General features: G+C 75.8%; 5 protein-coding genes. All 5 read left to right on the top strand.

Annotated elements, in window-relative coordinates:
• Nucleotides 1-150 precede the first annotated feature (150 nt).
• The 5 genes from ACWDBE_RS03340 to ACWDBE_RS03320 are packed head-to-tail and all read left to right on the top strand — an operon-like array spanning nt 151 to nt 13,155.
• The gene (locus tag ACWDBE_RS03340) at nt 151-4,857 is read left to right on the top strand and encodes an amino acid adenylation domain-containing protein (RefSeq protein ID WP_449807085.1); all 4,707 of its coding nucleotides are present in this window, start codon (nt 151-153) and stop codon (nt 4,855-4,857) included.
• 32 nt (nt 4,858-4,889) lie between these two features.
• Nucleotides 4,890-9,353 carry an amino acid adenylation domain-containing protein gene (locus tag ACWDBE_RS03335; RefSeq protein WP_449807084.1) on the top strand — a complete coding sequence of 1,488 codons (4,464 nt, stop codon included), beginning with the start codon at nt 4,890-4,892 and terminating at the stop codon, nt 9,351-9,353.
• A gap of 9 nt (nt 9,354-9,362) precedes the next feature.
• Nucleotides 9,363-11,195: a non-ribosomal peptide synthetase gene (locus ACWDBE_RS03330; protein ID WP_449807083.1), complete on the top strand. Its 1,833-nt coding sequence runs from the start codon at nt 9,363-9,365 to the stop codon at nt 11,193-11,195.
• Nucleotides 11,192-11,971: a thioesterase II family protein gene (locus ACWDBE_RS03325; RefSeq protein WP_449787593.1), complete on the top strand. Its 780-nt coding sequence runs from the start codon at nt 11,192-11,194 to the stop codon at nt 11,969-11,971. The genes ACWDBE_RS03330 and ACWDBE_RS03325 overlap by 4 nt, the downstream gene beginning before the upstream one ends.
• Entirely contained in the window at nt 11,971-13,155 is a 1,185-nt protein-coding gene (locus ACWDBE_RS03320) for a cytochrome P450 (RefSeq protein WP_449787592.1), read from the top strand. The genes ACWDBE_RS03325 and ACWDBE_RS03320 overlap by 1 nt, the downstream gene beginning before the upstream one ends.
• Nucleotides 13,156-13,252 lie beyond the last annotated feature (97 nt).

Here is a 13,252-nt window from a genome sequence, read left to right as displayed (position 1 = left end):
CCTTCCGCTCGTTCTGCCGATAGGGCCGTCGAATTCCCCCTATCGTCGCTTTCGTCGCCGATTTCTCTCACGATCTGGGGTTGGATGATGTCCTCGCGCGGTTTTCCCGTCGAATTCCCGGCAACTGAATTCCCGGCAACCGAATTCCCGGTGCCCGGACTCGCGCCGTCCGGTTCCGCGCCGTCCGGTTTCGCGCCGTTCGCCGCCGCCGTCGCCCGCTTCCCGGAGCGGCCGGCCGTCCGGGCCGCCGGCCGGAGCATCAGCTACCGGGAGCTGGACGGCCTGACCGCCGCCCTCGCCGCCCGGATCGCCCCCGGGCGGACGGTCGCCGTCACCGGACGCGACCGGCTGGACCACGTGGTCGCGCTGCTGGCGGTGCTGCGGGCGGGGGCCACCTACCTGCCGCTGGACCGGGAGGCCCCCGAGGAGCGCAACCGGTGGATCACCGAGGACGCCGGGGCCTGCCTCGCCCTCGACGGCGAGGAGCTCACCGAGCTCGGCACGGGCCCGGGCGGGAACACGGGCGCCGGCTACGTCATCTACACCTCGGGCACCACCGGCCGCCCCAAGGGCGTGCACGTCCCGCTCGCCGCGCTCACCGGCCACCTGGCCGGCATCGTCGGGGCCTTCGGCCTGACCGAGCGGGACGTGGTGCTGCAGTTCGCCCGCCCGACCGTGGACGTGGCCGTGGAGCAGGTGCTCGGCGCGCTGTCCGCCGGGGCCTGCCTGGTCCTGCCGGAGCGGCGACTCCTCGCCCCGGCCGCGCTGCTGGACCTGCTGGACGACGAGGGCGTCACCGTCGCCAACCTGGCCGCGGGCTACTTCCAGGACGTGGTGGCGGCCCTCGGCGGCCGGGTGCCGCGCACCCTGCGGCTGATGGTCTCCGGCAGCGACAAGCTGGAGCCCGCCACCGCCGCCGCCTGGTGGTCGGCCACCGGAGTGCCGCTGCTGAACGCGTACGGCCCGACCGAGACCGTGGTCACCGCCACCACCCACCGGCTGGACGGCGATCGGGCGGGGCAGGAGCAGCCGGCCGCCCGGGTGCCGATCGGCACCGCGGTCGGCGCGCGCCGGCTCCACGTCCTGGACGAGCGGCTGCGCCCGGTGGAGCCCGGCGGGACCGGTGAACTGTACGTCGGCGGGCCGCTGTTGGCTTCCGGCTACCTCGGCCGCCCCGGCCTCACCGCCGGCCGCTTCGTCGCCGACCCGTTCGCGCCGGCGGACGGCGCCCCCGGCGCCCGGATGTACCGCACCGGAGACCTGGTGCGCCGCACCGTCGAGGACGGCCCGCTGGAGTTCCTCGGCCGCAGCGACCATCAGGTGAAGATCCGCGGCTTCCGGGTCGAGCCCGGCGAGGTCGAGCAGGTGCTGGCCGGCCACCCCGGCGTGACCGGCTGCGTGGTGGTCGCCCACGAGGGCCGGCTGGCCGCGTACGTCACCGGCGCCGCGCCGGGGTACGCCGAGGCCCGGGCCCGGCTGGCCGAGCGGCTGCCCGAGCACATGGTCCCGGCGACGGTCACCGCGCTGGAGGCCTTCCCGCTGACGGCCGGCGGCAAGGTGGACCGCGCGGCGCTGCCCGAGCCGCAGGCCGCGCCGCAGGGCAAGCCGGCCGGCCGCCCGCCGCGCACGCCCGCCGAGCAGCTGATCGCCGCGGTCTGGGCGGACGTGCTCGGGGTGCCGGAGGTCGGCGCCGACGACAACTTCTTCCACCTGGGCGGCGATTCGCTGACCGCCGTCCGGGTGGTGGGCCGGGTCTTCGACGTCTTCGGCATGGTGTCGCCGTACACCATCTTCGACGCGCCGACGCTGGCCGAGTTCGCCGCCGCGGTGACCTCCGCGTCCGGCGGCGAGCGCCCGGCGCTGACCAGGAGCGGCGCCACCGAGGCCCCGCTGTCCAAGTTCCAGCGCGGCCTGTGGTTCCTCGACCAGTGGAACCCGGATGCGCCGACCTACGTGGTGCCCTGGGTGTTCCGCTTCTCCGGCCCGGTCGACCCCGAGCTGCTGCGGCGGGCGCTGGCCGGCGTGGTCGAGCGGCACGAGAGCCTGCGGACGACCTTCGAGCTCGCCGAGGACGGTCCGCGCCAGGTCGTCCACCCGTCCGTGGAGCTGCCGTTCACGCTCACCGAGACCACCGCCGAGCAGGTGGACGCGCTCGTCGCCGAGGCCGCCCTGGAGCCCTTCGACCTGGAGCGGGGGCCGCTGCTGCGGGCCCGGGTGTTCCGGGCCGACGGGGCGACCACGCTGCTGCTGGCCCTCCACCACATCGTCTGGGACGAGGGCTCGCTGGCGGTGCTGGAGACCGAACTCCAGGAACTGTACGCCGCGTTGGCCGAGGGCCGCCCGGCCCGGCTGCCGGAGCTCGCCGTCCAGTACGGCGACTACGCCGCCTGGCAGTACCGGGACGACACCGTCGAGGGGCAACTCGACTACTGGCGCGAGCAGTTGCTCGACGCGCCGACCGCCGACGCGCTGGCGCCGGACCACCCCCGCCCCGAGGAGCAGGCCTTCCGCGGCGCCTTCCACCGCTTCGCGATGCCGGGCCCGGTCGCCGAGGCCGTCCGGGCGCTCGCCCGCAGCGAGGACGCCACCCCGTTCATGGTGCTGCTGGCCGGACTGGCGCTCACCCTGCACCGCCGCTCCGGGCAGCGCGACCTGGTGCTCGGCTCCCCGGTGAACGTCCGCGGCCGGGCCGAACTCGACGGACTGATCGGCTACTTCGTCAACCTGCTGCCGCTGCGGCTGAAGCTGGAGGAGGGCGTCTCCTTCCGCGAGCTGGTCCGGCACGTGCGCGAGGTGTCGATCGGCGGCTACCGGCACCAGGAGGTGCCCTTCGACGACATCGCGAACGCCGTGCTCGACGAGCGCCCCGAGGACCGCAACCCGCTCTGCCAGGTGCTGCTGGAGCTGCACCCGCTGGACCCGAGGCCGTTCACGGTCGGCGGGCACGAGGTCACCCGGGCCCTGCACTCCAACCCGGTCTCCCGCTTCGACCTGTCCGTCTCGGTGGACGACCTCGGCACCGGCTTCACCGGCCGCTTCGAGTACGACAGCGACCTCTTCGAGCCCGCCACCATGGCCGGACTGTGCGAGGAGTGGCTGGGCACCCTGGCCGCCGCCGTCGAGGTGCCGGTGCACGCCCTGTTCGAGGCGAGGGCCGCCCGGAGCCCGGAGGCCGTCGCCCTGATCTCCAACGAACGGACCGTGAGCTACGGCGAGTTGAACGCCGCCGCGAACCGGCTCGCCCGCCACCTGGCGGGCCTCGGCACCGGCCGCGGCGACACCGTCGCGGTGCTGGCCGAGCGCGGTCCCGAGATGGTCGTCGCCCTGCTGGCGGCCCTCAAGACCGGCGCCGCCTACACCCTGCTCGACCCGGACTTCCCGGCCGAGCGGCTGGCCGGCGCCGTCGCCGACACCGGCGCCGCGACGGTGGTCACCCACCGGCGGACCAGCGTGCCCATCCCCGTCGATCGCCTCGTCGACCTGGACGCCTCGGCCGCCGAGCTGGCCCGCCACGCGGCGCACGACCTCGGCCTGCCGGTCGACGGCGGCGACCTCGCCTGCGTGATGTTCACCTCCGGCTCCACCGGCCGCCCCAAGGGCGCCGCCGTCCCGCACCGCGCCCTCACCACCACCTACCTCGGCCAGGACTACGCCCGCTTCGGCCCGGACGAGGTCTGGCTGCAGTGCTCCCCGGTCTCCTGGGACGCCTTCGCCCTGGAGCTGTACGGCGCGCTCTGCTTCGGCGGCGCCTGCGTCCTGCAGCCCGGCCAGCGGCCGGACCCGCAGACCATCGCCGAGCTGACCCGCCGCCACGGTGTCACCCAACTCCAGCTCTCCGCAAGCCTGTTCAACTTCCTACTGGAGGACTTCCCGGAGACCTACGACGGCCTGAAGCTCGCCATCACCGCCGGTGAGCGGGCCTCCGTCACCCACGTCGCCAAGGCCCTGGAGGCCTACCCGGAGCTGGCGGTCGCCAACGGCTACGGCCCGGTCGAGAGCCTCGGCCTGACCACCTGCCACCGGGTCGGCCCCGAGGACGTCACCGGCGGCTCCGTCCCGATCGGCGTCGCCCTCAACGGCAAGGGCGTCCTCGTCCTGGACGAGCGGCTGAGCCCCGTCGAGCCCGGCGTGACCGGCGAGCTGTACGCCACCGGCGCCGGCCTCGCCTACGGGTACCTCGGCCGGCCCGGGCTGACCGCCGAGCGCTTCGTGGCCTCCCCGTACGGCGCCCCCGGCGAGCGCCTCTACCGCACCGGGGACCTCGGCTACGTCAACGCCGAGGGCCTGCTGGAGGTCACCGGCCGGATCGACGACCAGATCAAGATCCGGGGCTTCCGGGTCGAGCCCGGCGAGGTCGAGGACGCGCTCACCCGCCACCCGGCCGTCCGGGAGGCCGCCGTCGCCGTCCACGAGCCCGCCCCGGGCGACCGCCGGCTCGCCGCCTACGTCACCGTCGGCCCGGACGCCCCCGAGCCGGACGCCCTGCTCGACCACCTGGCCGCCCTGCTGCCCGAGCACATGGTGCCCGCGACGCTGGACGTCCTGGCCGCCCTGCCGCTCAACCACAACGGCAAGGTGGACCGCAAGGCGCTGCCCGCCCCCGCCGGACGCCGCGCCACCGCCGCCGCCGACCCGATGACCGAGGCCGAACGGCTGGTCGCCGACGCGATGCGCGAGGTGCTCGACCTCGCCGAGGTCGGCCGCGAGGACAACTTCTTCCGGATCGGCGGCAACTCGCTGGCCGCCGTCCGGGTCGCGATGCGGTTGTCCCGGGAGACCGGCAGCCGCGTCCCCCCGCAACTGGTGTTCCGGGCCCGGACCGTGAGCGCCATCGCCGAACGGCTGGCCGCCCGGTGACGGCCCGCACCGCACAGGAAGGGAACGAGGCCGTGAGCCCGTCCGACCACCCGGCGCGCACCGCGCCCGCCTCGGGGCTGCAGCGCGGCCTCTGGTTCCTCGACCGCCTCGACCCGAGCGCCGTCACCTACTGCACCCCCTGGACCCTCGACGTCACCGGCCCGCTCGACCTCGCGCTCCTCCAGGGCGCGCTGGACGCCGTGACGGCCCGCCACGAGACGCTGCGCACCAGCTTCGCGCTGCACCCCGACGGCCCCCGCCAGCAGGTGCACCACGGCCTCACCGTGCCGCTCGCGGTGACCGACCTGCGCCCGCTGAGCGGCTCCGGCCAGGCGCGGCGCCTGGAGGAGCTGCTCGCCGCCCGCTGCGCCGAGCCCTTCGACCTGGCCGCCGGACCGCTGCTGCGCGCCGAGGCGTTCCGCCTCGCGGACGAGCGCACCACGGTGCTGTTCACCGTCCACCACATCGTCTGGGACGGCTGGTCCGCCGAGGTCTTCGAGCGCGAGCTCGCCGAGCTGTACGGCGCGGCGGTGCGCGGCCGGGAGGCCGAACTGCCGGAGCTGACGGTGCAGTACGCCGACTACGCGCGGGAGCAGCTCGGCACCTCGTACGAGGAGCACCTGACCTACTGGAAGGAGCGGCTGGACGGCGCCCCCGCCCTGCTGGAGCTGCCCGCCGACCGGCCCCGGCCCGCCGAGCGCGGTGCGGCCGGCCGCACCGAGGGGTTCGGCCTCGCCCCCGGCACCGCGGGCCGGGTCCGCGCCCTGGCCGAGGCGCAGGGCGTCACCCCGTTCACCGTCCAGCTGGCCGCCTTCGCCCTGCTGCTGAACCGCTGGACCGGCGCCGAGGACCTCGTCGTCGGCACCCCGGTCACCACCCGCGACCGCCCCGAACTGGAGCACCTGCTCGGCTACTTCGTCAACCTGCTGCCGCTGCGCCTGCGGCTCGCGCCCGCGATGGGCTTCCGGGACCTGCTGGAGCACGTCCAGGACGTCGCCTTCGAGGCGTACGGCTACCTCGACCTGCCCTTCGACCGGATCGTCGACCTGCTCGGCGGCGCCCGCAGCGCCCAGCACCCGCCGCTGGTCCAGGTGGTGTTCGGCGCCCACGGCGAGGACCGCACCCCGCTCGCGCTCGGCCCGGCGGCCACCGCGCAGAGCCGGGTGCGTTCCAACGGCACCAGCAAGTTCGACCTCACCTGGTCGGTCTTCGACGCCGGGGAAGCCGGCGGCGAGCTGCGCGGCGAGGCCGAGTACCGCAGCGACCTGTTCGACGCCGGGACGGTCCGCCGCCTCGCCGCCGAGTACGACACCCTGCTCACCGCCGCCCTGGACGACCCCGACGCCACCGTGCTGCGGCTGACCACCCGGGCGGCCGGCGCCGGCGCCGACGCGACGGCGGCCACCGACACCCCCGGCCACTGCCTGCACCACCTGTTCGAGCGGGCCGCCGACGCCCACCCGGACCGGCCCGCCGTCAGCGACCCCGACCGCACCCTGAGCTACGCCGAACTGGACCGCCGGGCCAACCGCCTCGCCCACGCCCTGCGCGCCCGCGGCGCCGGCCCCGGCGACCGGATCGGCATGCTGCTGGAGCGCACCGCCGACGTCCTGGTCACCGTCCTCGGCGTGCTCAAGACCGGCGCCGCCTACGTGCCCGTCGACCTCGCCGCCCCCGCCGACCGCGCCGCGCTGGTCTTCGGCGACACCGGCGTCACCCTGGTCGTCACCGACCGCCCGGACCGGGTGCCCGAGGGCCCCTGGCGGGCCTACGACCTGACGGCCGAGGCCGCCGACCTGGCCGCCCGCCCCGAGGCCCGCCCGCCGGCCGCCGGACGACCCGGCGACGTCGCCTACGTCATCTTCACCTCGGGCTCCACCGGCCGCCCCAAGGGCGTCGCCGTCGCCCACGAGCACGTCAGCCGGCTGATGGCGGACGGCGAGCGGCACTTCGGCTTCGGCCCGCAGGAGACCTGGACGCTGTTCCACAGCTACGCCTTCGACTGGACGGTCTGGGAGATGTGGGGCGCCCTGCTGCACGGCGCCCGCCTGGTCGTCGTCCCGTACGTGACCAGCCGCTCGCCGCAGGAGTTCGCCCAGCTGCTGGAGGAGGAGGCCGTCTCCTGCCTCTGCCTCACCCCCTCGGCGCTGCGCCAGCTGGAGCCGGTGCTGCGCCGCAGCCCGCGCGCCCTGCCCGCACTGAAGTGGATCATGCTCGGCGGGGAGGCGCTCGACCCGGCCGTCGTCCGGCGCTGGTTCGAACTCGACCCGCCGCCCCCGGCCCGGCTGTGCAACCTGTACGGCATCACCGAGACCACCGTCCACGTCACCACCCACGACCTGGCCGGCAGCGCCGGCTTCGAGCGCAGCCTGATCGGCGCCCCGATGCCGCACCTGAGCGCCCAGGTCCTGGACGACTGGCTGCGGCCGGTGCCGCCCGGCGCGGCCGGCGAGCTGTACATCGGCGGCGGCAGCCTCGCCCACGGCTACTGGGGCCGCCCCGGTCTCACCGCGGGCCGCTTCGTCGCCGACCCGTACGGCCCGCCCGGGGCCCGGCTCTACCGCACCGGCGACGTCGCCCGTCGGCTGCCCGGCGGCGGACTGGAGTACATCGGCCGCGCCGACTTCCAGGTCAAGCTGCGCGGCTTCCGGATCGAGCTCGGCGAGATCGAGAACGCGCTCGCCGCCCACCCGGACGTCGACGCCTGCGTCGTCACCGTGCACGAGGACCGCCTCGCCGCGTACGTCACCGGCCGCGAGCCCGCCGACGTCCGTGCCTTCCTCGGCCGCTCGCTGCCCCCGTACATGGTCCCGGCGAGCTACACCGTGCTGGAGTCGCTGCCGCTCACCGTCAACGGCAAGGTGGACCGCGCCGCCCTGCCCGCCCCCGGCCAGCGCAGCGCCGCCACCGGCGGGCGCCACGTCGAGCCGCGCACCCCGGAGGAGGAGGCCTTCGCCGCCGTCTGGACGGAGGTCCTCGGGGTGGACGGCATCGGCGTCCACGACGACTTCTTCCACCTCGGCGGGGACTCCATCCGGGCCGTCCAGCTGGCCGGCGCGCTGCACGAGCGCGGCTGGGGGCTCAGCCTGCGGGACGTCTTCAACGCCCCCACCGTGGCCGCCCTGCTGCCGCTGGCGAAGCCCGTCACCGAGGACCGGGACGCCCGCGAGCCCTTCGCCCTGATCTCCCCGGAGGACCGCGCCGACCTGCCGCCCGGCCTCGTCGACGCCTACCCGATGGTGTCCATGCAGCTCTCCATGGTCTTCCACATGGAGATCGCCGGGGGCACCGACAGCTACCACAACGTCAACTCCTACCGGATCGCCGGCGACCTCGACGAGCAGGCCTTCCGCCGCTCCGTCGCCGAGGCCATGGACCGCCACGCGGTGCTGCGCACCGGCCTGGACCTGTCCGGCTACGGCGAACCGCTGCAGCTCGTGCACGGCCGGCTGCCCGCCCCCGTCGAGTTCGCCGACCTGCGCGGCACGGCGGAGGCGGACCAGGACTCCGCGATCCGCGAGGTCTTCGACACCCACCGGTGGACGCCCTTCGACCTCACCGCGCCGCCGCTGTTCCGGATCACCGTGCAGCGCCTCGCCGAGGACGCCTTCCAGCTCACCGTCTCCGAGCACCACGCGATCCTCGACGGCTGGAGCTTCACCTCACTGCTCACCGAGATCCTGGAGCGCCACAGCGCCCTCGCCGCCGACCCGCTCGGCGTGCCCGCCCCGCCGCCGCGCACCGCCTTCCGCGACTTCGTGGCCGTCGAACGGCAGGCCGCCGGGGACGAGCGCTCGCTCGGCTACTGGCGCGAGCGGCTGACCGGCGTCAGCGGCCAGCTGTTCCCCGGCAGCGAGGACGTCCACGAGGCGCCCCGCACCGTCGAACGGGTGCTGCCCGAGGCGCCCGGGCAGTTGCGCGACGTCGCCGACGCGCTCGGAGTGCCGGTCAAGTCGGTGGCGCTCGCCGCCCACCTGCACGCCCTCGCCGCCGTCACCGGACGTCGGCGCGTCACCACCGGCCTGGCCGTCAACGGCCGGCTGGAACGGCTCGGCGGCACCGAGGTGTACGGGCTGTTCCTCAACACCGTGCCACTCGGCTGCGAGCCCACCGACGACCTGCTCGCCCTGGTCCGCGAGGTCCACCGGGAGGAGCTGGACATGATGCCGCACCGCCGGGTGCCCTTCGCCCGGCTCGCCCGGCTGATGACCGACACCGCGCTGGACAGCCAGTTCGGCTACCTGCGCTTCCACGCCCTCGGCCGGCTCAGCTCGGCCCGCATCGTGGACGGCCGGATCGGCACCGAGCCGACCCTGCGCCACGAACCCAACAGCTTCGCCTTCGGCGCCTCGGTGATCCAGGACCCGGTCACGCAGCGGGTGCTGCTCGCCGTGGACCACCAGCGCTCGCTGGTCGCCGACAGCACCGCCGAGCAGTTCATCGACACCTACGCCGCCGCCCTGCACACCATGGCCGCCGCCGCCCGAGAGTCCTGAGGAGCCGTCATGACCGATCTGCTGGACCGCCTGCGCGACACCGTCGCCGCCCACCCCGGTCGCACCGCCGTCCTCGCGGGCCCGGCCCGCCTGGACTTCGCCGAACTCGACCGCCGCACCGCCGCCCTGGCCCGCGCCCTGCGCGAGCGCGGCATCGGCCGCGGCGACCGGGTCGGCGTCCACCTCGCCCGCACCGCCGACCTGCCGGTCGCCCTGCTCGCCGTCTGGCGGGCCGGCGCCGCCTACGTCCCGCTCGACCCGGCCTACCCCGCCGAGCGGCTCGCCCTCATGGCCGCCGACGCCCGGCTCGCCGCCCTGATCAGCGCCGACGGCCTGCCCGCCGCCGAGGGAGTTCCCGCCGCCGAGGGCGTGCCTGTGCTGCGCCCGGACGCCGCCGACGACGGGCCGGGGGTACCTCCCGGCCGCCGGGCCGGGGTGGGGGTACCTCCCGGCCGCCGGGCTGGGGGAGAACTGCCGGAACACGCCCACCCGCTGGACCCGGCCTACGTCATCTTCACCTCCGGCTCCACCGGCCGCCCCAAGGGCGTCGAGGTGCCGCGCGGCGCCGTCGCCGCCCTGGTCGAGGCCCTGGAGGCCTCCGGCGCCTACCGGGCCGAGCCCGGCGTGGTCGGCTGGAACGCCAGCGTCTCCTTCGACGCCTCCGTGCAGCAGTGGGCCCGGATCTGCCGGGGCGACACCGTCCTGGTCATCGGCGAGGATCAGCGCGCCGACCCGGCCCTGCTCGCCGCCCTGCTCGCCGAGCACGCCGTCACCGACCTCGACCTGACCCCCTCGCACTGGGAGCTGCTGCGCGAGCCGCTCGCCGGCGCCCGGGTGCCGCGGCTGTTCATGGGCGGCGAGCCCGTCCCCGAGCGCACCTGGCGGGAGCTGGCCGACGGCGGCATCGACGCGCTCAACCTGTACGGGCCCACCGAGTGCACCGTCGACGCCGTCACCGCGCCGATCACCGGCCCCGGGCCGCACCTGGGCGAGCCGCTGCCCGGGGTGCGCCTGCACCTGCTGGACGAGAAGCTCACCCCCGTCCCCGACGGCGTCGTCGGCGAGCTGTACCTGGCCGGGCCCGGCCTCGCCCACGGCTACGTCGGTCGGCCCGGCCTGACGGCCGAGCGCTTCGTCGCCGACCCGACCGCCGCCGGCGAGCGGATGTACCGCACCGGCGACCAGGCCCGGCGCGGCGAGGGCGGCCGGCTGGAGTACGTCGGCCGGATGGACCGCCAGGTCAAGCTGCGCGGCTACCGGATCGAGCTCGGCGAGGTCGAGCACGCCCTGGCCCGGCTGACGGGCGTCCGGTCCGCCGCCGTCACCGTGTACGAGCCCGCCCCCGGGGACCGCCGGCTCGCCGGGTACGTCACCGGCGCCGTCACCGCCGCCGAACTGACCGAGCGGCTGCGGGCCACCGTCCCCGCCCACCTGGTGCCCTCGGCGATCACCGTGCTGGACGCCCTGCCGCTCACCCCGAACGGCAAGGTCGACCTGGCGGCGCTGCCCGTACCCGCCGCCGCCCCCGCCGCCGTCGAGGACGGCGCGCCGCAGGAGGACGCCGGACTGGCCGGGCAGGTCGCCGAGGTCTGGAGCACCGTGCTCGGCGTCGGCGGCGTCCGGCCCACCGACGACTTCTTCTCGCTCGGCGGCCACTCGATCGCCGCGCTGCGGGTCGTCCACCTGCTGCGCCGCCGGCTCGGCATCGAACTCCAGCTGCGCCACCTCCTCGACTCGGCCGACCTCGCCGCCTTCACCGCCACCGTCGAGCGCGCCGTCGCCGCCGGCACCGCCGCCCCCCGGCCCGCCCTGACCGCCCGCGCCCGGGCGGCCGGCGCATGACCACCGCACTGCGGGTGCGGCCCCGCGTCGAGGGGGACTGGCTGTTCGTCCCCGCCCCCCAACCGCACCGCCCGTACCGGCTGTTCTGCTTCCCGCACGCCGGGGGCGACGCCACCGCCTACACCCCGCTCGCCCGCGCCCTCGCCCCGGCCGCCGAGGTCTGGGCCCTGCGCCCGCCCGCCCGCGGCGGCCGGCTCGGCCACCCGATGCCCGCGAGCTTCGACCTGCTCGTCGACGCCGTCCTGGAGGCCCTCACCCCGCACCTGACCGGCCGGTTCGGCTTCTACGGGCAGAGCTTCGGCGCCCTGCTCGGCTACGAGGTCGCCCGGGCGCTGCCCGCCGAGCGCCGGCCCGAACTCGTCGTCGCCGCCTCCGCCTCGCCGCCCGCCGCCTGGGCCGGCGCCGACCGCCCGCAGTACACCGCCGACGACCTGCTGCGGCTCGCCGGGATGGGTGAACTCGTCGCGGGCGACGGCGACCTCAAGGAGCACGCGCTGCGCGGCATCCGCACCGACCTGGCCGTGGTCGACACCTACCGGCCCCGCCCGCACCCGCCGATCGGCTCCGCCCTGCACACCGTCGTCGGCGTCGAGGACCCGCTCCTCGCCGTCGGAGGGCTCGAAGGATGGGCCGTCCACACCCGCGGCGGCCACGGCCACCACGTCGTCCCCGGCGGCCACCTGCTCGCCACCGTCGACGGGCCCGGCCCGGTCGACCTGCTGACCTCCCTCATCGTGCGGCCCGGCGCCGCCCACCAGCCCACCACGGAGCACTGATGCCAACCACCACCGCGGTCGACCTCACCGACCCCGACCTGTGGGCCCGCCCCGACACCCCCGCGCTGGTCGCGGAGCTGCGCCGGGAGTCCGCCGTCCACCTCACCGACACCGTCGACGACGGGCCGGTCTGGTCGGTGCTCTCCTACCGGCACTCCGCCGAGGTGCTGCGCAACGCCGCCGTCTACAGCTCCGAACAGGGCTCGCTGCTCGGCGCCGGCGAGGGCAACGTGCCGGTCGGCTCCGGCCGGATGATGGCCCTCACCGACCCGCCCCGGCACCGCGAACTCCGGGCCCCCGCGAACCCGTTCTTCTCCCCGGGCGCCGTGCGCGGAGCCTCCCGGGGCATCGCCGACCTCGCCGCCTCGATCGTCGACCGGGCCGTCGAGCAGGGCGAGGTGGACCTCGTCGACGCCGTCTCCGCGCTGCCGCTGTCCGTCATGTGCGACCTGCTGGACGTCCCGGAGGCGGATCGCGACATGGTCGTGCGGGTCTGCGACGTCGCCTTCCTCGGCCGCACCCCCGAGGAGCGCAGGGCCGGCCACCAGCAGCTCATCCCGTACCTGCTGCACCAGGTGATGCTGCGCCGCAGCGACCCGCGCGACGACCTGATCAGCATGATGGCCACCTACCGGGTCGGCGGGAAGCTGCTGCCGATCGAGGACGTCGTCCTCAACCTGGACAACATCGTGGTCGGCGGCGTCCAGACCGTCCGCCACACCGCCGCCATGGGCCTGCACACGCTGGTCCGACACCCGGAGCTGTGGCGACGGTTGCAGCGCGGCGAGGTCGGCATGGACTCGGCCCTGGACGAACTGCTGCGCTGGACCTCCGTCGGCCTGCACACCCTGCGCACCGCGAGCCGGGACACCGAGCTCGACGGCCGCACCATCCGGCGCGGCGACCGGGTCGCGGTCTGGGTCTGGTCCGCCAACCGGGACCCGGAGGCCTTCGACCGGCCCGAGGAGATCCTGCTCGACCGCGCCCCCAACAAGCACCTCGCACTCGGCCTCGGCGCCCACTACTGCGTCGGCGCGCCGCTGGCCAAGGCCGAACTCGGCGGCCTGTTCACGGCGATGCTGGAGCGCGTCGCCGCCATCGAGCCGACCGGGCCGGTCACCCACAACCGCTCGATCATCAACTTCGGCCTGGACCGCTTCCCGGTCCGCCTCACCCCGCGCTGAGCCGGCGCCCACCCGGCCCCTGCGGCAGGGCCCCAACTGCCGCGTTCCTGCCGCGGCTCCTGCCCTTCCGCCGCGCGGCCCGCCCCTACCTTCGAAG

This window comes from Kitasatospora sp. NPDC001132, assembly GCF_053598415.1.
Note: the sequence above shows the minus strand (reverse complement) of the source record. Positions and strands in the feature narration are given on the sequence as shown.

Coding starts and splice junctions, on each gene's coding strand:
- ACWDBE_RS03330 (WP_449807083.1), top strand. CDS start 9,363: ATGACCGATCTGCTGGACCGCCTGCGCGACACCGTCGCCGCCCACCCC.
- ACWDBE_RS03325 (WP_449787593.1), top strand. CDS start 11,192: ATGACCACCGCACTGCGGGTGCGGCCCCGCGTCGAGGGGGACTGGCTG.
- ACWDBE_RS03320 (WP_449787592.1), top strand. CDS start 11,971: ATGCCAACCACCACCGCGGTCGACCTCACCGACCCCGACCTGTGGGCC.